The 23,141-nt window shown below is 62.8% G+C and carries 29 protein-coding genes; 2 read left to right on the forward strand and 27 right to left on the reverse strand.

Annotated elements, in window-relative coordinates; translation table 11 throughout:
- Positions 1-144: 144 nt before the first annotated feature.
- Positions 145-402, reverse strand: coding sequence for a DUF3263 domain-containing protein (locus LVJ59_RS18180; protein ID WP_374199093.1), 258 nt, complete (start codon positions 400-402; stop codon positions 145-147).
- 107 nt (positions 403-509) lie between these two features.
- Between LVJ59_RS18180 and LVJ59_RS17410 the strand changes: the two genes are divergently transcribed.
- Positions 510-1,196 (forward strand): NYN domain-containing protein, encoded by a 687-nt coding sequence (locus tag LVJ59_RS17410; RefSeq protein WP_232763965.1) that lies wholly within the window; start codon positions 510-512, stop codon positions 1,194-1,196.
- 7 nt (positions 1,197-1,203) lie between these two features.
- On the opposite strand, the gene LVJ59_RS17415 is transcribed toward LVJ59_RS17410, so the two are convergent.
- The 13 genes from LVJ59_RS17415 to LVJ59_RS17475 form a co-directional block, all read right to left on the reverse strand.
- Positions 1,204-1,461 carry a hypothetical protein gene (locus LVJ59_RS17415; RefSeq protein ID WP_232763966.1) on the reverse strand — a complete coding sequence of 86 codons (258 nt, stop codon included), beginning with the start codon at positions 1,459-1,461 and terminating at the stop codon, positions 1,204-1,206.
- A gap of 154 nt (positions 1,462-1,615) precedes the next feature.
- Positions 1,616-1,897 carry a hypothetical protein gene (locus LVJ59_RS17420; RefSeq protein ID WP_232763967.1) on the reverse strand — a complete coding sequence of 94 codons (282 nt, stop codon included), beginning with the start codon at positions 1,895-1,897 and terminating at the stop codon, positions 1,616-1,618.
- Positions 1,894-3,690, reverse strand: coding sequence for an SGNH/GDSL hydrolase family protein (locus LVJ59_RS17425; protein ID WP_232763968.1), 1,797 nt, complete (start codon positions 3,688-3,690; stop codon positions 1,894-1,896). The genes LVJ59_RS17420 and LVJ59_RS17425 overlap by 4 nt, the downstream gene beginning before the upstream one ends.
- Positions 3,690-4,580 carry a hypothetical protein gene (locus LVJ59_RS17430; protein WP_232763969.1) on the reverse strand — a complete coding sequence of 297 codons (891 nt, stop codon included), beginning with the start codon at positions 4,578-4,580 and terminating at the stop codon, positions 3,690-3,692. Before LVJ59_RS17430 ends, LVJ59_RS17425 begins: the two co-directional genes overlap by 1 nt.
- A complete protein-coding gene (locus tag LVJ59_RS17435; protein WP_232763970.1) occupies positions 4,577-4,927 on the reverse strand; it encodes a hypothetical protein in 351 nt (116 codons plus the stop codon). The genes LVJ59_RS17430 and LVJ59_RS17435 overlap by 4 nt, the downstream gene beginning before the upstream one ends.
- A 2-nt stretch (positions 4,928-4,929) precedes the next feature.
- Positions 4,930-5,184 (reverse strand): hypothetical protein, encoded by a 255-nt coding sequence (locus LVJ59_RS17440; protein ID WP_232763971.1) that lies wholly within the window; start codon positions 5,182-5,184, stop codon positions 4,930-4,932.
- 2 nt (positions 5,185-5,186) lie between these two features.
- Positions 5,187-5,453 (reverse strand): hypothetical protein, encoded by a 267-nt coding sequence (locus tag LVJ59_RS17445; RefSeq protein WP_232763972.1) that lies wholly within the window; start codon positions 5,451-5,453, stop codon positions 5,187-5,189.
- A gap of 2 nt (positions 5,454-5,455) precedes the next feature.
- The gene (locus LVJ59_RS17450; RefSeq protein WP_232763973.1) at positions 5,456-5,884 is read right to left on the reverse strand and encodes a hypothetical protein; all 429 of its coding nucleotides are present in this window, start codon (positions 5,882-5,884) and stop codon (positions 5,456-5,458) included.
- On the reverse strand, positions 5,884-6,603 hold the full coding sequence (locus LVJ59_RS17455) for a hypothetical protein (protein WP_232763974.1): 720 nt from the start codon (positions 6,601-6,603) through the stop codon (positions 5,884-5,886). Before LVJ59_RS17455 ends, LVJ59_RS17450 begins: the two co-directional genes overlap by 1 nt.
- Before the next feature lie 157 nt (positions 6,604-6,760).
- Positions 6,761-7,291 carry a hypothetical protein gene (locus tag LVJ59_RS17460; RefSeq protein ID WP_232763975.1) on the reverse strand — a complete coding sequence of 177 codons (531 nt, stop codon included), beginning with the start codon at positions 7,289-7,291 and terminating at the stop codon, positions 6,761-6,763.
- An 11-nt stretch (positions 7,292-7,302) separates the two neighbouring features.
- Positions 7,303-8,043, reverse strand: coding sequence for a hypothetical protein (locus tag LVJ59_RS17465; protein WP_232763976.1), 741 nt, complete (start codon positions 8,041-8,043; stop codon positions 7,303-7,305).
- Between the two features lie 269 nt (positions 8,044-8,312).
- Entirely contained in the window at positions 8,313-10,367 is a 2,055-nt protein-coding gene (locus LVJ59_RS17470) for a fibronectin type III domain-containing protein (RefSeq protein ID WP_232763977.1), read from the reverse strand.
- Positions 10,368-10,426: 59 nt separating this feature from the next.
- The gene (locus LVJ59_RS17475) at positions 10,427-13,336 is read right to left on the reverse strand and encodes a tape measure protein (protein WP_232763978.1); all 2,910 of its coding nucleotides are present in this window, start codon (positions 13,334-13,336) and stop codon (positions 10,427-10,429) included.
- A gap of 236 nt (positions 13,337-13,572) precedes the next feature.
- On the opposite strand from LVJ59_RS17475, the gene LVJ59_RS17480 reads away from it, so the two are divergent.
- Positions 13,573-14,148 (forward strand): hypothetical protein, encoded by a 576-nt coding sequence (locus LVJ59_RS17480; protein WP_232763979.1) that lies wholly within the window; start codon positions 13,573-13,575, stop codon positions 14,146-14,148.
- On the opposite strand, the gene LVJ59_RS17485 is transcribed toward LVJ59_RS17480, so the two are convergent.
- The 13 genes from LVJ59_RS17485 to LVJ59_RS17540 all read right to left on the reverse strand — a co-directional run bounded on the left by LVJ59_RS17485 (position 14,145) and on the right by LVJ59_RS17540 (position 23,106).
- Positions 14,145-14,426 (reverse strand): DUF5361 domain-containing protein, encoded by a 282-nt coding sequence (locus LVJ59_RS17485; RefSeq protein ID WP_308191520.1) that lies wholly within the window; start codon positions 14,424-14,426, stop codon positions 14,145-14,147. The genes LVJ59_RS17480 and LVJ59_RS17485 overlap by 4 nt on opposite strands.
- 92 nt (positions 14,427-14,518) lie before the next feature.
- Positions 14,519-14,827 carry a hypothetical protein gene (locus LVJ59_RS17490; protein ID WP_232763981.1) on the reverse strand — a complete coding sequence of 103 codons (309 nt, stop codon included), beginning with the start codon at positions 14,825-14,827 and terminating at the stop codon, positions 14,519-14,521.
- A gap of 224 nt (positions 14,828-15,051) precedes the next feature.
- A complete protein-coding gene (locus LVJ59_RS17495) occupies positions 15,052-15,600 on the reverse strand; it encodes a hypothetical protein (protein ID WP_232763982.1) in 549 nt (182 codons plus the stop codon).
- Between the two features lie 63 nt (positions 15,601-15,663).
- Positions 15,664-16,329: an endonuclease VII domain-containing protein gene (locus tag LVJ59_RS18185; RefSeq protein WP_374199094.1), complete on the reverse strand. Its 666-nt coding sequence runs from the start codon at positions 16,327-16,329 to the stop codon at positions 15,664-15,666.
- Between the two features lie 70 nt (positions 16,330-16,399).
- The gene (locus LVJ59_RS17500) at positions 16,400-16,798 is read right to left on the reverse strand and encodes a hypothetical protein (RefSeq protein ID WP_232763983.1); all 399 of its coding nucleotides are present in this window, start codon (positions 16,796-16,798) and stop codon (positions 16,400-16,402) included.
- Positions 16,798-17,049: a hypothetical protein gene (locus LVJ59_RS17505; protein WP_232763984.1), complete on the reverse strand. Its 252-nt coding sequence runs from the start codon at positions 17,047-17,049 to the stop codon at positions 16,798-16,800. Before LVJ59_RS17505 ends, LVJ59_RS17500 begins: the two co-directional genes overlap by 1 nt.
- On the reverse strand, positions 17,049-17,384 hold the full coding sequence (locus LVJ59_RS17510) for a hypothetical protein (RefSeq protein WP_232763985.1): 336 nt from the start codon (positions 17,382-17,384) through the stop codon (positions 17,049-17,051). Before LVJ59_RS17510 ends, LVJ59_RS17505 begins: the two co-directional genes overlap by 1 nt.
- Positions 17,384-17,842 carry a hypothetical protein gene (locus LVJ59_RS17515; protein WP_232763986.1) on the reverse strand — a complete coding sequence of 153 codons (459 nt, stop codon included), beginning with the start codon at positions 17,840-17,842 and terminating at the stop codon, positions 17,384-17,386. The genes LVJ59_RS17510 and LVJ59_RS17515 overlap by 1 nt, the downstream gene beginning before the upstream one ends.
- Positions 17,843-18,058: 216 nt before the next feature.
- Entirely contained in the window at positions 18,059-18,967 is a 909-nt protein-coding gene (locus tag LVJ59_RS17520; protein WP_232763987.1) for a phage major capsid protein, read from the reverse strand.
- Positions 18,968-18,991: 24 nt separating this feature from the next.
- Entirely contained in the window at positions 18,992-19,486 is a 495-nt protein-coding gene (locus LVJ59_RS17525) for a hypothetical protein (RefSeq protein ID WP_232763993.1), read from the reverse strand.
- Positions 19,487-19,572: 86 nt separating this feature from the next.
- Positions 19,573-20,343, reverse strand: coding sequence for a hypothetical protein (locus LVJ59_RS17530; protein WP_232763995.1), 771 nt, complete (start codon positions 20,341-20,343; stop codon positions 19,573-19,575).
- Positions 20,264-21,718, reverse strand: a complete 1,455-nt coding sequence (locus LVJ59_RS17535) for a phage portal protein (protein ID WP_232763997.1) — start codon at positions 21,716-21,718, stop codon at positions 20,264-20,266. Before LVJ59_RS17535 ends, LVJ59_RS17530 begins: the two co-directional genes overlap by 80 nt.
- The gene (locus LVJ59_RS17540; RefSeq protein ID WP_232763999.1) at positions 21,715-23,106 is read right to left on the reverse strand and encodes a terminase large subunit domain-containing protein; all 1,392 of its coding nucleotides are present in this window, start codon (positions 23,104-23,106) and stop codon (positions 21,715-21,717) included. Before LVJ59_RS17540 ends, LVJ59_RS17535 begins: the two co-directional genes overlap by 4 nt.
- Positions 23,107-23,141 lie beyond the last annotated feature (35 nt).

Below are 23,141 nucleotides of genomic sequence, written 5' to 3' on the forward strand. Positions count from 1 at the left end.
GGAGCCGCTTGTCAGAATCGAACTGACGACCTTTTCATTACGAGTGAAACGGTGTAGATCGAATCGCGCCCACAAACCCTTGATTTCTAGCCAGCATACCTCGACCGAGGCGGCGGAGTACACACAGAGGTGCACACATTCGGGTCAGGCTGCTCGACGCTCTCGGCCGTCCGCTGATCGCTCCGCCCGCTCTCGCACCATCCGTGCCGTCATGGGGTGTGCTGCGATCCCCTCAGCGGATCGTGCTGCCCTGGCGAGGAGGACGTAGTAACGCACCTCGGTGATCCCGAGCTCGCGGCGGATGCGTTCTGTCTTCTCTGGGGTCTGGTGGGGGTGTTGGGCTTCGAAAGCGAGAAGGTCAGCGGGCGTCATGGGCTCGATTGTGCTCGCGGGGTCAGACATCGCGGAGTTGACGCATGCTGTAAAGCCTGGTTAGGGTTACAGGTAATCCACCCCGTCTTGATGCCCTCGGCATCACGGCGGGGCTTTTTCTACCGGAAGAGTGTCTCGTGGCCGAGCGCGTCGTTGTCTTCTTCGATTGGCAGAACATCTACAAGCGCGCACGTGAAGCGTTCGGATACGACGACAGCCCCGCATACAAGGGTCAGGCTGATCCGATCGACCTGGCATTACTCCTCGCCGGCAAACACGCAGAGAACATGGGCGTGGAGGTCGAGCTGACTCAGATCCGCATCTACCGGGGGCGCCCTACGCAGCAGCATGACCCCCGCGGATACAATGCGTTCCAGCGTCAGGCTGCCCGATGGTCCAGGAACAACAAGGTACGCCCTCGCTTCAATGACCTCCGCTACCCAGAGGACTGGGGCGAGCCCGGCTGTGCCGCTCCCCGCGAGAAGGGTATCGATGTCGCGCTAGCGGTGGACCTTGTCTCCATGGCTCACAACGACGACATGGACGTGGCGATCGTGATGTCCGCCGACTACGACCTCGTGCCAGCCATTCAGGAGGTGGTGACCCGACGCATTCACCGCGGTGTCGGTCCCGTCGTCTCGGTTGCCGCTTGGAAGAGCGAGCACAATGGGCGCCCCCTTCGCATCAGGCTGCAGAGCGACGCCCTCTGGTGCCATTGGCTCAGTGAACAAGACTTCTGGTCTGTTGAGGACGACACGGATTACGGCGTCGCCCCACCCAACACTTCAACAGTCCCTGTCCCTGGTCCGCCACGATTGCGGTAACCCGCAATCACTGACGCCCGTTCGGTGGCCCCTTGTACACGTCCTCCCGTTGCTGCTTGTATGCCGCGTAGAGCCGTTCGCAGGCGTGGGACAGGGTGTTCGACCACCCGATGACGTCGCTGTACAGGGTGACCTTGTAGCGGACAACGCCGGACACGCGCCGGATCTCGATGCGTCCGAACGATTCCACATCGCCCGGTGAGCGCATTACCCACAGGCCGGGTTGTGGCTCGTCGGTCCAGAAGATCGGGTGCCACTGGGTCATGCTTCCCATGATGCGGCCGACCGGGGACACTCGGGTATGGTCGGGTTTGGGTGGTCCCGCTGTCCGACGACCTGGTTCTTCCGGTGTAGGCGGGCCCACTCCAACGACGAACGACCCCCACCATGCTCCGGGGGGAAGCATGGTGGGGGTCGGTTCAGTCGAGGTCTCGATCGACGGTGAGTGTCGCGTATCCCTTGTTGGGGAACGTGACCACCGCGCCACTGATCGTCGTTTCCAGCTCGACACGGTACGTGCCAACCGGGAGTTCCCCGGTGAGGACGTGCTGCACGAGTCCCTCGCCGGCGTCGACGATCGAACAGGGCAGGTCGATGGGTTCACCGGTCCGGGTTCGGGCGGTGAGACGCACGGTCGCCCCGGTGAGGTCCGCGTTGGCTTTGAACTCGACCGGGTGGGTGTCGTTCTCTTTCACGATCATGCGTCCTCCAACGTTCGAGTGAAGCCAACTGGGGTGAGAGTGTGGCCCACATCCACTGCGGTGAGGGTGCGCACGTCAGGGACCGGGCTCGCGTTCCCTGTGTGCGCTGTGCCTGTGAGGGCGAGGGCGCCGAGCGCATTCCGCATGATGCTGAACGCCACCGAGCCCACTCCCCCAAGCGACAGGACGGCATCCGCAGCACGACCTACCTCAGCCGTAACCGTGGCTGTGCCGCTGAGGGACAGCGCGGAAGTGCCAGTGCGCTCCACGGACACTGAGAAGGTAGCCGTGCCACCGAGCCCCAGCGTGCCCTCTGCGGTCCTGTCCGCGGCCCCCGCTGTCGTTGCCGCCCCAACTAGAACTAGCTCGCCTGTAGCGTCTCTGTCGACGGTCAAGGAGGATTCTGCGGAACCGTTCAAGCCCAGTCCACCAGACGCGCCCCGGTCAACGACCAGAGCGCGTGTTGCAGCGCCGGCGAGAACAAGAGCGCCCGAACCGGACCTATCCACCGCGACTGTGACGGAAGCAGCCCCGGAGACACCAAGAGTCGCCGTAGCAGAGCGCCCCACCGTGACCGTGCGGGATGCCGAACCAGACAGTGTGAGAACGCCCGTCCCGTCGACATCAACAGGCGTGTCATCCACGAGCAACGATGCGACGTACGCGGACCGAACCTCGTAGCCCAGCGGGGTCATGTGGGTGCTGTCCGTCGTCAACCAGTACGGTGACGGGTTCGCTCCCCCATCGATCCCACGAATGTACGTGTCCCAGTCTGCGAACTCCGCGTTCCCACGCGCGGTGAGCTTCGCCTGAATGAGTCCGTTGACGCGGATGTCGTCCGTGGATGCTGTTGCTTTCGACGTCAGACCGATCCAGATGATCTTCGCCGTACCACCGATCGCGGTGAGCAGGGTGTCGATGTCCGCATTGATCGTCGAATCGGACTGGGGCCGGTCGTTCGTGCCGAGGGCGATCACCCACGTGTCGATCGAACCCAGCCATGCGGTCGCGTCCGCGATGTTGTTCGCTGCTGTCTTCCCCGTCAGGTCCGCGACGGCGATACGCTTCCCACCGACGCCCCAGAAGTAGACATCTCGGGTGCTGAGCCCAGCGTCCACGAACGCGTCGTAGTAGTAGCTGTTGTCGCCCAGGCCACCCATGTTCGAGTCACCGATGATGCCGACCTGTGTGGCGCCGAGCGCGTCGGGGGTCTCGAGGACCATCGCCGCAGTGACGGGAGTGTCGGAGACGAGCAGCATGCGGAACAGCCAGTCGGGCAGGGCAGGGCTGGAACCAATCTGCCCCATCCGCCAGTTGTCAACCAGCCCGAACGTGTTCGTGGCACTGATCGTATCGATCACGGTCGTGCCGTCCGCCGCGGTGATCGTCACTGACGCTGCCGTGGCAGACACGGACCCGGTAATCGCATAGTCGGTGTTCGTCGCCGTCACCGACGACGTGTCCAGTCCGTTCGACGATGCGCCATCAAGGATGATCGTTCCGGTACTGCCACGCCGCAGACGGAACGACGTCGACCCGCCCGAGGTGAACGGGTGGAGGATGACCTGTGACGACGACGGGTTCCCAGTTGCCCGGTACCGGAACCCGAAGTAGGTGGTCGACGGTGAACCGAGGGGCGACTTCCCAATGATCTTCGTCGCCGCCGACGATGTGACCCGATACCAGGGAACCCCGCTGATCGTGTCCGCGACGATCAGCGGGTTCGCTGCAGTGAGTTCGGAGTCCCACACACCTGTGAGGTCGTCACCGGAGATCTTGAGCGTGACGGTCATTACGCCTCCTTGTAGATGCGGAGACGGCTCACCACCATCCGCGACTCCTGCCAGTCCGGTTTCGGCTCCTGTGCGTTCGGTCCGCCGATCTGCAGCGTGACCCGGGGGTACCAGAGCCGGTCGGGGATCTCGTACACGGCGTCATACCAGTCCGGGGTCGGGCTGATCCGCTCGGAGGGGATGTACTTCGCCCCACGTTCCCAACACCACACGCGCGCCCCGTCGATGAGAACCTCGAGACGTCCACGGGTCTTCACCATCGTGTGCGTGTGAGGTGCGGCAGGATCCATGTTCGGGAGTCCCGCGTAGGGCAGGCCAGCGTTCAGCTTCCGCTTCGACGTGTAGTTCTCCCATAACGTCGCCCACGCCTTCGCGCCGGTCTGCGGCCAGTCGTACGGCCACGTCTCGCACACGTCGAGCTCACCCGAGTCGCCGTGCGTGAGCGGGCGGAACCACAGCGGGCACGGCCACTGTCCATACTCGGTCGGCAGGACCGCGGTCACGTCAGCGCGGAAGTAGTTCGGCACCTGGATGTGACGGCCCAGGGCATCCCCGGACGTGTAGGGGCGCTTTCCTAGGCTCTCGCGCCGCCCGACGATCGTCATCCCGTCACCGAAGATCACGTTCTTCGGCGCGTTGTACGAGTTGTCGTTCGACTGGGTTTCCTGCCGGAGTGTCCACCCGTCGTTCTTCTCGAACGTCGAATCGTAGAACGACACCCACCCGTCAGGATCCTTGGGCTTCTCGAGGACCGCGATCCGCTCGAGCAGCTGCGAGATCGTTTCGTCTTGCTCGAGGATTCGGGTCCGAAGAGGGGCGGTAGCCTCAGCGACCGCCTCATCCACGAAACCGTCGATGACCTCAGCGAGACGATCCGCGTAGGACATCATCCCACCGTGATGGCAGGTGTGGCGTTGACGGTGGTCTGCCCCGGAAGCTCACCAGTCGATGATGCCAGGGCGAACCCGCCGACGAACGTTCCAGCAGTCGAAGCCGTCCACACGCCGATGTGCGTGTACTCGCCCGCAGGGACGTCGAACGCCACGACAGACCCCGGCACGGAACCATCCGAAGAGCCACCGCTCCACACGGTCTGCTTGCGCGCGTAGGCCGGCGAGCCGCCTGTAGCCTCGTTCGCACCGGTCGTTCCCGGATCCCCCGTGTGCAGGCTGATCCAGTCCCCACGGCCAGCGGCAGCCAGAGCCGCCACTTCCTTCGTCTCATTCGTGAAAGCCATGATCAGTACCCCTTCCGAGCTGCAGCGGCCTGGATGCTCGCCTCACGCTCCGAGTCAGACAGGCCCGCGAGAGACGCGAGAACGTCGTCCTTCTCGGCGACATCGCTCGGGGTGAGGTTGAGGGCCGCGAGTGCCAGCGCGAGCCACAGGGGCGCGGCCGGGATGAGGTCCGGGAAGTAGAAGCACGCGACCGGGAACCCGGCCAGCAACAGGCCATAGATCCACTTCCGGACGGTGCGGTTGAATACCTTGCTCATGGTTACTCCTTGTAGTTCGGGTAGGGCGGGATGTCTTTGTTGTCCACGCACGGCGCTTCGATCAGAAGCCGACGCACCTGCGATGTGTGTTCCTCGGAGATGCGCCGTTTGCGCGCCTCTTCGTCGGCGTGGTCCCACGCCCGGTTCACCTCGTCACGGCGCTTCCGTCCACGCCCAGACAGGGCATCGACGAAACGCTTCACGAGCTCGAGAAGGATGCCCCCGACACCGAGAGCCAACAGGTACGAGACGATCAATGCGCCATCCATAGTCACCTCGCGCGTGGTTCGTAGCTGTACTCCTTGATGAAGAAGAACCTCAGAATGAACGGGGACGCGGCGAGCAGGATGATGCCGACCTGTGTGGCCCGTGAACCGCCCGTCTCGAGCGCCTGCCAGTGCAGGACGATCACAACGGAGAGGTAGATAGCGAGGCCGATCAGGATCGGTGCGATCCCGAGGAGACGCTCAGCCCACCACCACCCCGGCAACACCGTGACCGTCCCGACGACACCGCCGACGATGAACAGACCTGCCCACACGGTCGTGAGCAACGGCCCCACCTCGCCAGCGATCGTCTGCGGCGGGTTCACCAACGTCACGACCCCGATCAGGGCAGACAGGGCGTAGATCACCAGGTAGATGACCTTCACATGTCGGGGTTTCGCCACCTTCCCCCACGCCCGTTTCAGCGCGCGCATCAGCGATCCGTCATCGATGCGAGCTCGGGCCACCGCATCACGAACTTCGCCGCAAGCTGGTCACGGTGCCCAAGAGAGAGCATGGGCGCACCGCCGCCCCAGTTCTTCGCGATCGACACCCCATACTCAGGCTTGTCGCTCACCGACTCATCCCAGAGCCCGCCAGCGAAATCCATCGTCACGTAGTACGTGCGCTCGTCTGCACCGGGCCGCTTGTATCCGAATACCTTCATCGTGTCCTCCTCGGGTTCCTCTTCGATCGGGGGTGCCACATTCCCGCCACTGAGCGGGTCCGGGAGATGCCATGCACCATTCGACGACTGCACCAGCGACACCGTTTCGTGACGGTGCTTGTCGCGCTTCTCGTCGTACTCGAAATGCCAACGCTCGACGAGCGTCCACACCCCGTTCACCCACCGGTAGACGGTTCGAACCCACCCGTGCTCCGCCATCAACGCGAGATGCTTCTGCGCCTCATCGGAATCGATCGCCGCGCCCAACTGGTGAATGCTGGGCGTGTTCGGGTTCAACGCGATCGGGTACCCATACCTCAAGTACCGCTGATAGTGCTCGTTCTGCTGAGCCCACGAACGCAACGCCTCCGTGATCTGCATCCGGTGACCCAATGCCCGGTCGATCCGGGCCAGAGACTTCGCCGGCGCTTCACGGAGAAAACCACGCCCACCACCCAGGTTGACGATGACGCCAGAGCCGCCCATCAGTCGTCACCTGGTGGGATCAGGGCGATGGACTCGCCACACGGTCCGCACTGCACCGAGGGAGACTCAGAGTCGACCTGGACTGTGAGAACAACACCCTCGTTCACGCAGCCGTCCGTGGAGCAACATACGTTCGCTGAAACAAAGGTTGGATCGCTCATCCTGATGCACTCCCCGGCGTCATCTGTACCGCTTGCCAATAGACGGACCTAGCTACCTGCGTTCCGGTTGATGTGAAGACATTCACGCTGAAACTCGTCGTCGAGGCCCCGGAGAATACGCGCGCAATATCGATGGAGCCGACCGACAACGCGGTGCACACAATGTTCGGCGGCTGGCTAAACCTGCCAGCGGGCAAGGTGACCGTCGTAGATCCTGACGCGGACACCGCAGTGACACCGGAAGCCACAGCCCACGGCTGGTATGGATTGTCAGTGCGATCGTTCCCGGCGAGGACAAGCACTCTGCGGTGTTGCTCCACGCAGACCACTCGCGTCCCGACCAGCAGTCCATTGACCACGGTCTGGGGCGTCACGGACAACGGCTCCGCGTCCCCGTCAATCTGCACCCTCAAGGGCGAAGCCTGTGTAACGGTCGCCCACCTTATGGTTGGCATCAAATCGATTCGTGCGCCCAGCTTCGCGATCCGGTCAAGGACAAGGTTGAGGTGATCCAGGAACGGGGCCATGAGGGACGCCATCAGGTGACCTCCCGCCACTCTGCTTGAATGTCGGTATCGAAGGAGAATGAGCAGGTCATTCGCTGCACGGTTGCTAGGCGCCGGCGTCCATCTTCTGGGATGAAGGCGACGAGATCGTTCGGATTAAGCGCGAGCATCGCGTGAGTTACCGTGAGACGGGAGACGGGAGTCATCGCGTCGCGCAATCTCCTCGCCGCGTACTGATCGATCACCGATTGCGACTCAGCCTCCACGCCTTCATCCTTCGCAGTAATCCACCGACCCCGCGCCTGGTAGGAGTACTGGGACTCCGGATCTTCGTTGGTCGCCACCCCGACCAGCGGTGGCGCATCCTCATCGCCTTGCCCGACCGCTATGAACCGGTTCGGAACAGACGTATTGTCTTGTTCGGACGACCAGTCCGGGAAGTGAACGGACGCCTCGCCATGCTTGAACTCGAAGCTCACCGGACGAGAAGCTGGATCAACGTAGGGCTCTACACGGAACAGCCCCGAGCCGTCACACCAGAGTGACCAGTACCCGGCGGCCTGCAGTAGATCGTTAATGATCGTGAGCTTCGAAGTTCCCGCCTCCCATGTGAGTGCTGACGGCAGAACCGACGCCGACTCGGTGACAGCGATGCGAACCTCGCCCGAGGATTCGATCACCTCGACGACAGCAGGAATGATCTCTGTGCCAGCCGGGAGTGAGTACCGATCTTCTACCGTGTCCTCACTGACAACATTCATCTTCGTCAGCAAGTCCACGGTGTAGCTGACCCCGACCGCAGAGTGGTTCTCGGTCGGAGAGGAAAGCAGATAAGTGCCGACAGGCCACGTGACGCTACCGTTCACGTATGTGGCCCGAACTCGGTGGGACATCCAATCGATGTCACGACTGTGGTCCATCTGCAAAGACCCGGACCCACCGAGAACGGCCTGCGCTACTACCTCGGCCGACCCCCCGGTAACCCCGTCGAGGGGTCCGAGGGGTCGGTCTTCGGAGTCGAGTAGCTCGAATGTCCAGGCGATCATGTGGCCTCCGTGAGCGTGAAGCTGTACCCCCACAGCCCTTCCCAGCCGTCCTCGTGGATGCTGGATGACTGACGGGCGAGTGGAATCTCGTCGACCATTCCGTAGATGCGGCGGCCGTCAGGATCGCGGAACAGGAACAGGGACGTGGATGCTTGCGCCAACCGCGTGAGCAGCTCGACATCTGCCGTATCGCTGTCCCTGTCGGTTGTAACCCCAGATACGGCCACGACGCGCGATAGTGCCAACCCAGTGAGCGCCACAGGCTGCGAACGGCCCGCGTACTGCTTGAGGGCACGCTCTCGACGCGGTGTGATCCTCACGGACGGGTCAAATGGGAGCCGTCCCGATATCCCGAAACCCTCCCCGCCGGCCAGCCACAACGCCCCCGAGTCCGCGGGAACCACAACATCAGAGGTTGAGGTAGCTCCCTCCGCAGTGAATGCGGTGGCGCGGTAGAGCGTTTCTCCGAAGCTGAGCGACTCCCTGTCGACAGTCACGGTGTCCTCCGTCACCTCGACAAAGCTCTCCCACGTTGCCCCCTCATCGATAGAACGTTCAACGATGACAAAAACGGTCGGCGCAAACTCCTCCCCATCCCCTGGGGACACGGTGAGCTGCACTCCGCCTTCGGCCTCATCCCACGTGCCAGCGATCGACGGCGCGGCAGGAGGGTCGAACGCGACGGTGAACGCCTGGGCTGCCCAGTCGGACCACACCTCACCCGTGGCCGCCCGAACCCGAACGGTCCAATCCCCCTCGGTGAGGCGCGTACTGAGCGTGAAACTCGTCGATGCGCCGGAACCGGAACGTACCTCTACTGTGTCCCCGTTGCCGTCGAGAAGTTCGAGCTCCCACACGGACTGCGGTCGTCCCTGCACCTGCAGCCACGACCACTCCACAGTAAGCGTTGACGCATCCCACTCGGTCTCCGGTTGGGTGATAGCAACGCCAGGGCGATCTATGACCGACAGTGTGGCGGTGGACGACCAAGGGGACCAGTCCGGGTGTGAACCTTTGGTGCGTGCACCCCACTCCCAATCGCCTACGGCGAGAGCGAGATCGCGGTATTCGTCTGTCGCCCCAGAGACGGTTGTCCATGTCGGGCTTCCCACAACTCGGTATCGAACCTCATAAGCTGTCTGCGCAGAAGAGTCGACCGGGTTGTGCACCCATGCGAAGCGAACATCAGCGTCATCCGGACGCACCGAACCGTTAGGGTCGAGCCCAGTGGGCGCGTTCGGTGCTGCGAGGAGCTGGACCGTGTTCGATGGCTCCGAGTACGCACCCGTAAGAGAGTCAACCTCAGCCCGAACCGTGTACGTGTGCGGAGTCGCGGGGTTCGGTGAGACGTGCGTCCAGGGCATCAGCACACCCGTTGCGACTACCGTCGCACCATCACGCACGTCATATGAAGAAACCCACGCAGGCCGCCCCGATACCGAGACAACGATATCGTCACCCGTTCGGGACGCTGAGACTCCAGTAGGGGCGTCAGGGGTCGTGTACACGGTGTCGACGTTGGACCAGCCGGATTGCCCGGCAGGAGTCTTGCCGGCAACGCGGTAGTTGTACTTCTTGCCCGCAACCGTGGTCGTGTCCGTGAAAGTAAACGCGTTCCCAGTGGGGACACCGATCTGTTGCCAAGGACCATTGTCCGTAACCCGCTGGACCACGACGCTCGTGTAGGTGGCGTTCCTTGTCCACGTCAACGTGTGCTGGGTGTCCGAAACGCGAGCCACTGACAGTCCAGACGGCGCCGCAGGAAGAGCACGAGTGATCGACACCGTCATCGATTCAGCGCCGCCCAGGCCCAGGGTGCCGGTGGCCTGCTGCGACAGCGACGTTGTGCCGCTTGCGGTATACGTGCGCGACCCGAGCAGCTTGCTCCCGAACCCCGCAGGAAGATAGATCGTGTAGTTCGTCCCATTGATCGCATAGCGATACGTGCCAACGTTCGTTGATGGGTCGCTACACAGGACGTAGTAACGGACTGTAGATCCGTCATCGGAAACCCGCAGGGTTCCCGCCGTTCCCACGCTCTTGTCAACCATTCGGACTCCTCAACGCAGGTGGCCCCGCCTGTTAGGCGGGGCCACTCACTAGTGGGCGGTCAGGTGGTGAGGGCGACGTGCGCCGCCGCTCGAGACGGAACTGCCTTACTCAACGTCTGTTCAGCCTCGATACGCATGCGACCGATCAGGTCACCGTGAACATCCACGATCACGAGCTCCGATGGCATCCCGCCGAGTCCGTTGCGCAGCGCGCTCGACTCTGCGGGCGTGAGCACCGCTTCCGGTTTCCCGGACCGATTCACGGCCAGGCCACCGTCTGGGAGCCACCCGCCCTGGTCGTACAGCTTCGGCACCACGCCACCGTTCGCCATGGCGAGGTGAACGTGGTTGTAGTGCTGTCGTCGCACCGCATCCGACCACCCGTTGAACGGGCGACCGTTCTGCAGTTGCCGGCTTCCGGCAGGGCTGTAGATCAGCTCAGACGCGTTCGGGAACAGCTTCGCGATCGCGTTGAACGTCGCCATGGACGCCGGCACGATGTCGATCGCACGCCCGAGAGCGTGATACGACTGACCGCCGTTGACGGTCTTCGCACCAGGACGGAAGTTCGACGTCATCACCGAACCAGGAACCTGACTGCGGACGATGTTCCACATCGCCTCCCAGCCCATCCCCTTCGTCCCGACACCCTTCGGCGCCGCGGCCTTGAACAGGTCAACGAACCCCATCAGGGTCTTCTCCGCCAGCCCACCCACGGTCTTCCCGAAGATGTTCTGATCCCCCATCAGGGGACGGATAATCCCGTCGATCACATGAGACTTGATCGCCTGCGCGGGGTTCGTCATGAACTCCCACGCCACCGACGCAGCCTTCGTGATGTTGTCCCACACGTCACCGAAGAAGTTCCCGGCGCCGTCACCGAACGGGAGCTTCCCGTTTCGGGCCGCAGCGTTCAGAGCATCCACCCCAGAGGCACCGCCGACGAGGCGAGTGAACTCGGGGCGCATGATCGCCTCACCACCGGAGAGCGCGAGCCCTCCCGCGGTCGGCGACCAGAACTGGTGAACGTCACGACCAGGCGTGTACCCAGGCATGACGCCACCGGAAGCGAACTTCACCAGCGGCGCCTTCGGGAGCTTCATATCGTCGAGCCCGAGAGTGCCCACCATGTCGTTCCAGAACGACCGAAGACCCTTGTTCCACACCGTGTCGAGAACGAAGTTGATCGGGACCGCGGCGGCCTTCTTGATGCCATCCCATGCTTTGCCGATCGCTTTCGCCGTGTTCTCGAACGCCTTGCCGATCAGGTCGATACCGACACCGAACGGCTTGAAGACGTTCGCCTCGATCCACTTCCAAGCGTCACGAATCGCCTTCGAGATCCCATCCCACACCGGCTTCACGATGTTCAGATACAGCCACTCGAACACCTGGCCGATCGCATTCACGGCGTCACCGATGAACCCGAACACGGGCGACAGGACCGTCTCCCACAACCACTGGAAGAGGATCGCCCACCCGTTGATGTACGGCTCGAGAACGTTCTTCCACAGCCACGTCACGATGCCACCGATCGCCGTGAACACGGGCTGCAGGGCGTTCACCCACAGCCAGTTCGCGATTGCGCCGACCAGACGGAACGCGTTCACGATGAGGTCGAACTGCAACTTGAACGCGGCGGCGATGAACTCCACAGCCTTGCCGATGAAGTCGAACACCGGAGACAGCACGTTCTCCCACAGCCACACGGCGATGTCACCGATGGCCTTGAATACCGGCTGGATCACGTTCTCCCACGCGGCGGTGAAGAACGCTGAGATGTTCGCCCATGCCTCACCGAGGAAGCGGGTGAACTCAGCCCAGATTGCTTTACCGAGCTCTGTCTGCGTGAAGAACCACACCAGAGCACCGACGAGGGCGGTGATCGCCGTAATGATAAGGCCGATCGGGTTCGCACGGAGTACGAGATTCAGTGCCTTGTTCGCGACAGTTGCCGCGTTCGTGGCGACTGTACTCGCGACAATCGCGATCTTCGTCCGCAGCGACAATGCCTCATTCGCGCGGAGGGACGCGATCAGCGTCACCAGGGACGAGTTCTGGATAGCGTACGCAGCAGCACCGATCTTTGCCGCAAACCCAGCCGCATAGGTCGCACCCGCGGCGCCATAGCTTGCCGCCGCGAAAGCAGCCTGCACGGCCCGTGCAAAGCTGACAGCCTTGGCGTATGCCGTGAGCGTGCCGACGACGATCGCCATCGGCACGAGCCAGTCCTTGTTCGCCGCCGCCCAATCTCCAACCGCGAACGCAATATCTACGATCCCGCCCAGTACCGGACCCATCGCGTTCACAACTTGAGTCGCACCCGACAGGAATGCATCGATCGCTGGCTTGAGCTTCTGAATTATCGTCGCGAGGGTCCGGGTGACTGCGGTCGCGAGGTTTGCTTGCGAGGTTGCGATGCCGTCCGTGGCCGACTTCGCCTGTTCGGCGAATGACGCGAACCCGGAGTATCCGTCCTTGTTCAGCGCCAGGATCGCAGCGTTGAACTGATCGAACGTCACCGAACCGGACTGCATCGCCGCGTAGAGGTCGGTCTGCTTCGCATTCGCGCCCAGTAGGGACTTCGACAGCTGGTCCATCTGTCCAGGCATCGCAGAGACCATCGACCGCCATGCAGTCATGTCGACCTTGCCGATCGCGAGCTGCTGGACGTACTGCTCCATGGCGTTCGCCTGGATTTCCGTGCTCTTGCCGCCTGCGAGGAGCGCGTTGTTCAGCGCCAGCGAGAGGTCGGTTGCCTCACCCAGAGAGCCCGTGAGCGGTGCGAGCTGCTGCACCGCCGAGGCCATGCCGTCGAGGGTCGTCGGCAACCCGATCAAGCTCTTGGAGATCTTGTCGATCGACGCCTTCGCATCGTCGGCCGAGTACCCGAGGTTCGCCATGATCTTCGGGAAGTTGTTCAGGGTGTCAACTCGCTTGATCGCGGCGTCGATGGACCCGGTAACCAAGGAGATCGCCTTCGATACTCCCGCCGCAGCTGCACCCGCTACAGCGCCAGTGAGGATGCCCCCCCAAGCCTTGCCCCGATTGCCCAACACAGACCCAACGCCAGAGCCGCCGAGCTCGCGATCGATGTCGCTCTTCACCCCAGGCATCCGAACATGGAGAGCTACGTAGGCGTTTGCGATTTCTGTGCCGGGCATCGAGAGCCTCCTAATGTCGGGAAGCCCGGTACGATGCGGGCATGAAACGAATTTCGGCAGCAACAGGAGTGCTCGTGATTGGACTGGCTCTCACGGCCTGTTCATCGGTGGCGGAGACGGGCTCAACAGTGGGACCGACCGCGGTCACGCAACAGGCGGAAGAAGTGGCCCCCGAGATTGGCACGCTGGAGAACCCGATCCCGTTCGGAGAGACCTATGTCGTAGCTGATCTCGGGGAAGACTCGACTGATGCGTGGGAGGTCACCGTCGCTGCCCCCGCCGACAAGACCGCTGACGTGATCGCGTTCCACGACGGCGAGACAGGGTACGAAGATGAGTACCCTTCCGACGCCGTGCATCAGGTAGTTGATCTGACGATCACCCGACTCGGTGAAGTGGCGGCATCCCCCGGCGATGATCTTGACTTCAGCCTCACGGTCGACGGGATCGAGGAGGGGTACAGCGCCGTTACCTTCACGGATGGGGCTAGGTTCCGACTCCTTGACGCCATGCAGCCTGGCGCAACGATCGAGTATCCGCTGGTGTTCACCGTCTCGCCCGGTGAAGTCGGCGCCGTGGCGCTAACTTCACCAAGCGGAACGGTTTACTTCGGCTAGGCGGAACGGTCGTTTCGCCTAGCCCACTGTTCGGCGCGGGCATTCATGCGCTTCTCTTCTGCGCGCACCTCGCCATGTGCGGGCGGTGGTTCCTCGGGCTTCGGAGCCTTGCGGCCCTTCTGCCCGTCTTCGGTTTTCATCCAGGCCAGCACCCTGACGCCGTAATCGACGCGGGCGAGCATGTGTGTCTCGTCTGTCCACGCCAACGGCCCGCCAGCGGCCTTCCAGAGGGCACAGCCGGGGGGAAGGTTCGCGACTAGATCGGCGAGCTCGAGCACCCCGTAGTCGTGGTTGGAAAGCCTGATTCCGTATACCGCCTGGAGGGACGCCCTCAACGCTCCCTCATGCTCGTGGAGGGCGCCGACCAGGCTTACGAGTTTGGGGCTACAGCCGCCAGAACCTCGGAGATGAACTCAGATGCCACTTCGACCGAGACGCGGCCGTTGTCGCCGCGTAGTCCGTCCATGACGGTCTTGAAGTCGTCCCCGAAGAGGCGATGTGCGACAGATGCGATCCGCGCGCCCTCGCCGTCCTGCATCTTCGCGAGGTCGTCGAGGAGCTCGAAGTCATCGAGTGCATCCTTGTCGATCTTCACGGTGATGCCCTTGATGGTGACGGTAGAGATGCCGTCCTTGGTATCGACCTTCGGCTTCCGGTCGGCAGGCTTGGTTGTAGCCATTTCAGTAACCCCATTCGTTGTGTAGCGGTTCGACCCCATGAGTGAAGGAGGTGGCGGGCCTGGGGTCAGAACCCGCCACCCGGTCTTTCAGTCGGAAGCGACCGGCTCCGACTTGTCGTCGGTCGACTTCTTCCGAGACTTCTTCGACGAAACGGTGTCTTCCACTCGCTTCACGTTCCCGTTCCGGTCCGTCCGGTACAGCACGCCTTCCTCGAGGCGCACCATTACGCGGCCTCGAGGTCCGTGGAGATAGACGTGTAGTCGCCGATGATCTCCCCAATGAACGGGTAGCCGGCGATGTCGGTGTTCGCGTACACGAGGTCGCCGTTGGGTGCGATCTCGAGACGCGGGATCACGATCCGCATCTGGATGTCGTCGTCGTCGCTGTCGAACAGGTCAATGACTGCCGCACGGGCAGAGATCCGCTGCCCAGCCCCACGGGTCGCCGTACGGACACCGGTCGTCGTCGAGAAGGACTTCTCGTGGTATCGGAGAGCCTGAGTCTGGCCCTTCGTCTCGAGAGCGGTGAACGAGACGGTCGTACCGGGCTCGTTCATGCGGGTGCGGACAACACCGTTGCCCTGCCATCCACGGATCTTCTCCGGCGAGCCCGTCAGAGCCTCCGTGAGACCATCCGAGTGGATCCACCCGACGTCCTCGAAGTCCTCATCGAGAGCAGTCGTGAGATCGGTCGGGAGGGTGGTCCCGATCGGCGCGAGTGAGATCGAGTTGTTGTCGCTGCCCCAGATCCTTGCCAGTTCACTGTTGACCATCGGCCAACTCCTTTCATGCAAAAACCCCGCCACTAGGACGGGGTTTTGGTTGGTGATTGCGGTTTACGCTTCGAGGTAGGTGATCGCCCGCCTCAAAGCATCCGGGCTGTCTTTGAATCGCCCGAGGGCGACGTTGCAGTCATCGCACAGAAGGCCACGAACGCGATTCGTTGCGTGGCAGTGGTCCAGAGCAAGAGCCTTGCCGTTCGCGGCCTCCGTGGTATCGCAGATCGCGCATCGGCCTCCCTGTTCTTCGTGCATTCGGAGGTAGTCATCCGCGGTTATGTCGAGCCCCAGGTCGCGCCAGTTCTTCACCTTGACCCGAAGTGGGTCGCGTCGATAGCGCTGAGCGCTCAGTTCGCGGTTGCGGTCATGGTTCGCCCGGTACTGAGCGCGCCGATCAGCTCGACTCTTCTCCGGGTTAGATGCCCATCGAGCCTTGACGTACTTCGACGCGCAATCTCGGCAACGGTAGCTTCGCCCGTTGTGACTACCACGGTGGAAGTCGACATCTGGCTTCGCATCCTCGCACTCGGGGCATACTCGCCAAGACGTGCCGTCGCTCTGGGCAACCTCCGCCGAAGGTCGCTTTCGCGGGTGCGGGGAGCCAGGAGATCCATTTAGCCGTACCCGCTGGTAGTGCATCGAGCAGTACTCGGCGTTGCCCCGCCTTCCGCCGCTGGTGCATCCGTCAACGGAACATGTGAATGTAGGCTTAGTTTCAGCCATGACTCTCCTACTAGTACTAGGTGATCTGGTTAGGCTCCGAGAGTGTTACCAGCACTCTTTGGGGCCGCTTTCAGTTTACTCGGGCGCCACGGACCCGCCAGCGGATCGTGAACGAGTACCTGTCGCCGCCCGTGTCCGGGTCGGGATCGAAGTATGGGGAGGACACTGACTCCACCCCGCGCACCAGGGGCATCTCAGCCGAGTCGTTCAGAAACGCGTGATGCAGCTTCCGTGCCTCACGTCGGGCGATCGTGTCACCGTTCTCCCCACCGGAAGCATCCGCGCCGACCGTGACGGTGAGCAACGCATCGACGAACACCCGATTCGCGGGTCCGCCGCCGTCGATGACCTGCACGTACTTGGCTGGGCGCGGGTTCTTCACCTTCGTGGAAACATCCGTCCACGTCGTCTTCGAACGGATGAAGCTGATCGCCAGGACGGGAAGGTCAGGGAGCTCGACGGCCGGCATCAGGACTCCTTCGCGGCGTTCAACGCACGGGTGAGCACCTTGTTACGGGCTTCCTCACGCATACCGCGAGCGTTCTTTGCTCGCACATACGCACGGGCAGTCCACCTGTGCGGCACCACGTCAACCTCGAAGTCTTCTCCGGCGGCGGCTTGGATCTTCTTGGCTGATCGGACAACCGCGGCGGTAGCCTCACGGGAGGTCATCAGTGCGTTCAAGCCGCGGAGCTTGAGTTGTACGCGGACATTCGCCATCAGCCATCCACCCTTCGCAGAGTTGCGACTTTCGCGCGGCGGTTGCTGTCCGTGGGGTGCACCCACTCGCGGGTCTCCCCTTCGACTTCGTAGCGCTTACCGCGCGCCCAGACGACATCACGGTGCCCGAACACCACTGCCGCCGGCATGTACACGGTGGGCTCAACGATCACCCGATCATTGCCCTCGCGTGGCTCTGACGATGAACCGGGATCGAATGCGTAGACACCCACCGTCTCAGGTTCTGACCACGACTCCACGGGGTTGCCGGTGGCATCCTCCGCGCCACCGTCGAACACACCGTGCTCGACGTACTCACTGATCCTCCGAAACATCACCAGACCTCGAAAGGTGCGCGCACGGAATCGGGGTGGAACGGGGATGTCGTCGGGATGAGGTTGATGCTGAAAGCACCCTCCGTGGCGCCCTGGAGTGAACCGAGCTCCTTATCGGTCATCCCGAGCCCACCAGGAATCTCCCCACCGAACGTTGCCGATCGGGTATCGGAGAATGGACCAGTGGTCGTGGTGGTGTTGACCTGCCGCGTACCGTCCGGGTTGCGGAACACGCGCACGACCATAGCGACAGTCACATCGCGCGCCGTCTCGAGCAGTTCAGCGCTCGGCGGTTCGGCTTCCGCTTCAGCGTCGATCCGTTCCTGAAGGTCTGTGACCGTGCGACGGATCATCCGCTCGGCGCGGTCGATCCAGTTCTGAATCGACGTGATATCTGTTGGTGCACCCTCACCGATCCACGCGTCAAGAACATCCTGTGGGTCTGTCCAACTCGACATGATGCCTCCTCGTGGGGATCGGTCAAGGTGGGAGGGTGAACGGCCCCGAAGGATCGCGCACCCTCCCCTCTTGTTACTCGGACTTCTTGGGGCGACCAGGCTTCCGCTTGACCTCGACCGGTTTCGCGGACTCGCCCGACCAACCCATGCGTTTCAGCTTCTCCGCGAGGGCACCGTCGCACTCGACGACGGTGCCAGCGGGCGACATGAGACGCATCAGCCCTCGGTCGGCTCGTTGAACTTGACGAACGACTCGACGTCATCGACGTCCCAGCCGTACTCGGCCTCAGCGCGAATGGCGACGAGGTTGTTCTCGAACAGGGAGACGAGCTCGCCGTTGATCGTCACCGTGGCCTGCGTGGAGACGTCGTAGGTGATGCCACCAACGACACCCCAGACAGCCTTCGACCAGTTGCCCCCGAAGCCGAGGATGTCACCAGCGGCGACACCCTCACCGATGAACGACGGGCGACCAAGAAGGCGACCCGAGCGCACAACAGCGGCGTTCTCAACGGTGGGGCTGTCGATGAACAGCGGTCGACCGTTCAGGTCGACGGCTCCGTTGAACAGCGGCTCCGCGAGGACATCCCAGGCCGTGCCGGTCAGACGCTTCCCGTCGTTGACGAGGAGTGACAGGCCGGCATTGACATCCGCGAAGATGCCACCCTGTGCGGGGGTTGCGGTTCCGAGCTCGACGGCCTTCGTGGTCGCTGCGAGGTAGTTCCCCGCGCCGAACGGCGTGTTCGTGCCGTGCAGAGCCGCGGCATCGAAAGCGAGGGCGAATGCTTCCGCAATGTCCAGCTTCAGGTCGTTGATGTACCCGCCGGGGTTGGCGCGCACAGTCTCAGCCGAAACGACCGAGATCGCGGCGATCTTCTTCGGGCCGATCTTCCGCAGAGCCTTGCCGCCCGAGGTGGTCGGCTTCTGTCCGGCCTCTGCGACCCACGATGCGGTGGGCTTCGAGGTCGTGTAGGCGATCTCGACGCCGTTCGCGCCGATCGGGATCTTGCGTGCGAGCTGCTGCACGACAGACGACTTGCGCGCCTCCGCGAAGATCTCGCCCGCCTCGGTGGGCTTGATGAATCCAGCGAATTCGCTGGTAGTGGTGGGTGCAGTCTGCGCCATCACCTTCTCCTATCGTTTGGGGCGCTACTGAGCGCCGACAGCTTTCCGCAGTGCGGCCTCGAGGCCATCACCGTTCAGGGCAAGGTCGGGTGACCTACCCTCGCTGGGGACGATGAGCCGCTGTGGCTCCTGTGCCCCCTTGAATGCGATGAGCGCATCCGCCGACGCTTCGAGCTCTTCCTGCGTGGACCCGTTGATCAGGTCGGCAGGTACGCCCTTTGCGGCGGCCACTTCGGCGCGTGTCTTCGCGATCGTCAGCTCAGCGAGCTGCTTCTGGGCTTCCGCCAGAGCTTCAGCCTGCTTCTCCGCCTCAGACTTCTGCGCATCCTCGAACTCCTTGATTCGCGCCTCAGCGGCAGCCGCGCGCTTCTCAGCGGCAGCCTTCGCCTCGCGCTCAGACTTCAGAGCAGCGAGCCCAGGAGCACCAAGCGGCTCATCCGGCTTCGCGCCAGGAACCTCATTGGGTGCCGTCTCCGCCGTTGCGGCGGCGAGCTCGGGGGCAGGGGTTTCGGTTGACATGCGTCCTCCATGTGTGATGCGGCAGTCGCGCCGCCTGACGCCCCGTTCCAGTCGCGGAACGAGGAAGAAGAGCCCTCCAGTGAGGGTCAAGAGATGGGGACGAGAACCTGCGGGTAGCGCCCGCCAGGACGGTCCTGGACTTCGTAGAAGGTCGGGACGGTCGTGCAGTTGCACTCGTCGTGGAACGATGCAGCGCGCTCCTGTAGACCACGTGTTGTGATCCCGCCGCCAATCCCACCGGAGAGACGGTTGCCATCTGCGTCGAAGCCGGTCCGGTCAGAGCCGCGGCCAACGACGGCACCAGCGGCTTCCTGAGATCGGTATACGGGTCCGCGACCGGCGAGCATGATGCAGAAGTCACAGGACTTGCCCGTTCGCGCTCGCTCGGGATGCACCTGCCTCGACCATGCCACGGCGGACACTCGGCCCGAGCGAGCGTCCGCCTGTGCCATCAGGTCGATGGTTTCCCGTTGAGGCTGCAGGATGAGGCGTTGTGATGCTCCTAGCAGAGCCGATTCGAACGAGTCCCACTCCCCCGCGAAGAGTGATCCGATGGCCCATCGGACAACACCCTCGGACTGTTTCACCTTCGCGGGCTGAGCGAACACCGTCTGCACGGTGCCGGCGCTCGGGGGGAGATTACGAACCATGTCGTAGAAGTCCGCCCCGAGCACCGCTGCCGTGTCTCCGAATGCGGTCATGAAATCCGGGAAGTACCGAATGAGAGCATCACGGACCAGGACGGGATTCGAACTAGGGCCGAATGCAGACAGAACGTCACGAATTTGCGACTGCCCCAGCGTCACCAGCGTCTGAGACGCCAACCGGTATTGCTGAATCTGCGCCTGCGTCGCCATTCCTCAGCCCTTCCGCCGCCTTCACGAGGCGCGAGATGCGATCGTCCGCGCCCTGCTGCTGCTTCCACGCCTGGAACTGGGTGATGTCCTCCAGTGGCAGGCCGGCGTACTTCATCCCGACCGGGGAGGATCCGAACCCATCGATGCTCGTCGCGAGCTTCGAGAACGCATCGGCCCGAGCGGAAGGAGAAACGATCGCTGGGTCAGTAAACTGCGCCGACATGGACCGGAGTTCGTCGTTCATTCCTGTGCCATCACGCAACTGCACCGCAAGCTGGAAAGCCTTAACGGCGCCACGCCCCCATACCCGGTTCGCGTCGCGAACGTCGATGATGAGGTCTTCCTTTGCCGCGTAGATCGCATCTGCTGATGACGGGTTCGACGCGTCCGAGAACTTCACGTCCAAATTCTGGTCATCTGCGAACATCGACTGGATGAGCCGCATCTGCTCCACGTGGGGCTGCGGAGACGAACCGGTGAACCGCTGAATATCAATCTTCTCGCCAGCGATAGTGTCCACGTCGATCGCGTTCATGCGACCCATCAGCGCCGACCACTTGTCATCGCCGATGAACTTCGTCACATCCGCACCGAACAGCCAGTACTTGTCCGACATGTAGAACTCAGCGGACACCTCGGCCCGTAGGAACGTGCGAACAGCCGCATCCGTGAGGCCCATCGCTGTGCGAGTGATCCTCGAGTGACCGAACGGCCGCTTCAGCTCGGGCAGGTAGGCAAGACGTGCCACCGACACCTCATCGAGGCGGTTTGGAATCCACGAAACGACCCACCGGTTCGACGCATTCTTCACGATCGAGTACACGCGCTCAGGTGTGTACATGACCATTTCAGAAGGACCGAAGTCGTCGGTGTCGACGATCGACAGAAACCCAGTCAGAGAACGCCGACGACGATCCCAGAGGGCGGCAGAAGAATCCGCGGAACGGGCAAGCACAAGCTGCTCCGGCTCCCCCGACTGCACATCCCCGTCCGTCACTGTCAAGAACGCGCACGCTTGGATAGCAGAGCTCGTGGTGGCCTGCGGGAACTCCTCCATGAAGTGGTTGTCTGACAGGATCCCGAACATTCCGAATGGATCATCCGACCCGCTCGACGAGACAAATCCTTCGAACACCGACCGACGGGTGACCGCATGGACACCCTTCTTGATCCACTCGAGTGGAGTGAACGCCTCCTGCATCTGCGGAGGGACCGCGATTCCGAAGTCCCTTAGGGCGTTCTTTCCCTCGTAGTACACGGTCCTCAGAAGGTTGCGGTACTGCTTCTTCTGCCATGTGTCGAACAGGCGTGCAAACAGGTCCGCATCGTGCTCGTCGACAGGAACAGTCGGGGCAACGGCAGAGAGAGCAATCATAGGAACTTCGCCTTTCTCTCCGTCGTTCGCTTCGAGTTCAACAGCGATGTCCGGGCAACCCAGTGCGCCAAAGCGACCGCCTCCACAGGCGTGTCATCACCATCGGTAGACGTGGCGGAGAGCCCACCACGCTTGTCCACGTCCGTCACCGCAACAGAATCGTCAAGGACTTCCTGCCCCTCGGCGAGATGCGTGATCGTTCCGCCACGCATCCCCTCAAGCCACATGGAGCATGCCTCCACGTACTTCGGAGTCGAAGGAAGGAAAATCCAGCGGTCAGGCACGCGACGATCGCGGAGCAGTTGCGCCAGCGCAGGAGCCCCAGAGCGACCTGAGAGTGCGATACCCGACGACTTCCGCCACCGTGGCGTCCCATCGTCGTCACGCTCACAGAACCAGTCCGCGAGAGCCGCCAGACCGGATTCAACGCCGCGGTCATCCTCGAGTGCGTCGATGATCTCCACGTGCACGCCATCTTCGTGCTTGCGGGCACCGGCGAGAGCGAGTCGATCACCAGCGAGGTTGAAAGCAACCGCGAACGCACGGCTTCCTTCTGGTGCTTCATCGACAGCCGTGTCCTCCCACTGCTGCTTCGATACCGCACGCGTACCCGTGGCGCCAAGATCCGACAGCCACACACCAAGTCGGTCCTGGGCGAACTTGTCCTCCGGGTAGGTCTCGAACTCGCCGTCCACGACCTCGTGGTTCACGCGGGTGTTCCACGCAGGGTTCGCCGACCAACGGGTGTACTCACTCGCAGGGTCATAGTCGGGAGAGGTGACATCCGCACCCCACTCACACCACGCCGCAGCAGACGAGCGCCCCTCGATCGCCGCGGAACGGATCGACTCGAACACCTCCGAGTCGTCCTCGAGCTGAGGAGAAGTCCCGAGAAGCCAAACCTGCGGGTTCTGCATCGCCGACATCGTTGAGTTGATCGACACCCATGCGCGCTGCGAGAGAATCTGCGCCTCATCCAGCATCAGACAGTCGGATGAGAAACCCTTACCGGCCGTACCCGACCGGGCCTTGAACTGGATCGTCGCGCCGTTCTTGAACTTCACGGCCTCGCGGTTGATCGCGTTCATGATGCCCGTCTTCCGAGCACCATCGCCCTTCACCCGGTCCATCAGCCAGCCGTTGGCGTCGTCCTCGAGAATCTCGAGCAACTTGTTGAACGCCTCCCGAGCCGTATCCTGCTGATGGGCCGAGATGACGATCTTCTTCTCACCGAACAACAGCGCGCCGGCCAGAGCCCTGGATACCAGAAGCTGAGACTTTCCGTTCTGCCTGGGCACGGTCACGCCGACGCGCTTCGCAGCCCACGTGCGATCCCGGCGCTCACCCATAGCCGTCTTGAGGATCAGCTCCTGCCAGCCGTCGAGCACAACGCCCGCTCGAGCCGAAAGGTCAGCTACGTCCT

Origin of the sequence: Microbacterium sp. KKR3/1 (genome assembly GCF_021272365.1) — a bacterium.
In the GTDB taxonomy this organism is placed as follows: Bacteria; Actinomycetota; Actinomycetes; order Actinomycetales; family Microbacteriaceae; genus Microbacterium; species Microbacterium aurugineum.

Excerpts from the sequence above, each read along its gene's own strand:
- LVJ59_RS17445 (WP_232763972.1), bottom strand. The coding sequence starts at position 5,453 with ATGGATGGCGCATTGATCGTCTCGTACCTGTTGGCTCTCGGTGTCGGG.
- LVJ59_RS17480 (WP_232763979.1), top strand. The coding sequence starts at position 13,573 with ATGAAACGAATTTCGGCAGCAACAGGAGTGCTCGTGATTGGACTGGCT.
- LVJ59_RS17450 (WP_232763973.1), bottom strand. The coding sequence starts at position 5,884 with ATGCGCGCGCTGAAACGGGCGTGGGGGAAGGTGGCGAAACCCCGACAT.
- LVJ59_RS18180 (WP_374199093.1), bottom strand. The coding sequence starts at position 402 with ATGTCTGACCCCGCGAGCACAATCGAGCCCATGACGCCCGCTGACCTT.
- LVJ59_RS17515 (WP_232763986.1), bottom strand. The coding sequence starts at position 17,842 with ATGTCGAGTTGGACAGACCCACAGGATGTTCTTGACGCGTGGATCGGT.
- LVJ59_RS17420 (WP_232763967.1), bottom strand. The coding sequence starts at position 1,897 with ATGATCGTGAAAGAGAACGACACCCACCCGGTCGAGTTCAAAGCCAAC.
- LVJ59_RS17495 (WP_232763982.1), bottom strand. The coding sequence starts at position 15,600 with ATGGTCAACAGTGAACTGGCAAGGATCTGGGGCAGCGACAACAACTCG.
- LVJ59_RS17520 (WP_232763987.1), bottom strand. The coding sequence starts at position 18,967 with ATGGCGCAGACTGCACCCACCACTACCAGCGAATTCGCTGGATTCATC.
- LVJ59_RS17500 (WP_232763983.1), bottom strand. The coding sequence starts at position 16,798 with ATGCCGGCCGTCGAGCTCCCTGACCTTCCCGTCCTGGCGATCAGCTTC.
- LVJ59_RS17530 (WP_232763995.1), bottom strand. The coding sequence starts at position 20,343 with ATGGCGACGCAGGCGCAGATTCAGCAATACCGGTTGGCGTCTCAGACG.
- LVJ59_RS17510 (WP_232763985.1), bottom strand. The coding sequence starts at position 17,384 with ATGTTTCGGAGGATCAGTGAGTACGTCGAGCACGGTGTGTTCGACGGT.
- LVJ59_RS17415 (WP_232763966.1), bottom strand. The coding sequence starts at position 1,461 with ATGACCCAGTGGCACCCGATCTTCTGGACCGACGAGCCACAACCCGGC.
- LVJ59_RS17470 (WP_232763977.1), bottom strand. The coding sequence starts at position 10,367 with ATGGTTGACAAGAGCGTGGGAACGGCGGGAACCCTGCGGGTTTCCGAT.
- LVJ59_RS17505 (WP_232763984.1), bottom strand. The coding sequence starts at position 17,049 with ATGGCGAATGTCCGCGTACAACTCAAGCTCCGCGGCTTGAACGCACTG.
- LVJ59_RS17460 (WP_232763975.1), bottom strand. The coding sequence starts at position 7,291 with ATGGCCCCGTTCCTGGATCACCTCAACCTTGTCCTTGACCGGATCGCG.
- LVJ59_RS17455 (WP_232763974.1), bottom strand. The coding sequence starts at position 6,603 with ATGGGCGGCTCTGGCGTCATCGTCAACCTGGGTGGTGGGCGTGGTTTT.
- LVJ59_RS17490 (WP_232763981.1), bottom strand. The coding sequence starts at position 14,827 with ATGGCTACAACCAAGCCTGCCGACCGGAAGCCGAAGGTCGATACCAAG.
- LVJ59_RS17425 (WP_232763968.1), bottom strand. The coding sequence starts at position 3,690 with ATGACCGTCACGCTCAAGATCTCCGGTGACGACCTCACAGGTGTGTGG.
- LVJ59_RS17535 (WP_232763997.1), bottom strand. The coding sequence starts at position 21,718 with ATGATTGCTCTCTCTGCCGTTGCCCCGACTGTTCCTGTCGACGAGCAC.
- LVJ59_RS18185 (WP_374199094.1), bottom strand. The coding sequence starts at position 16,329 with ATGGCTGAAACTAAGCCTACATTCACATGTTCCGTTGACGGATGCACC.
- LVJ59_RS17430 (WP_232763969.1), bottom strand. The coding sequence starts at position 4,580 with ATGATGTCCTACGCGGATCGTCTCGCTGAGGTCATCGACGGTTTCGTG.
- LVJ59_RS17435 (WP_232763970.1), bottom strand. The coding sequence starts at position 4,927 with ATGGCTTTCACGAATGAGACGAAGGAAGTGGCGGCTCTGGCTGCCGCT.
- LVJ59_RS17440 (WP_232763971.1), bottom strand. The coding sequence starts at position 5,184 with ATGAGCAAGGTATTCAACCGCACCGTCCGGAAGTGGATCTATGGCCTG.
- LVJ59_RS17525 (WP_232763993.1), bottom strand. The coding sequence starts at position 19,486 with ATGTCAACCGAAACCCCTGCCCCCGAGCTCGCCGCCGCAACGGCGGAG.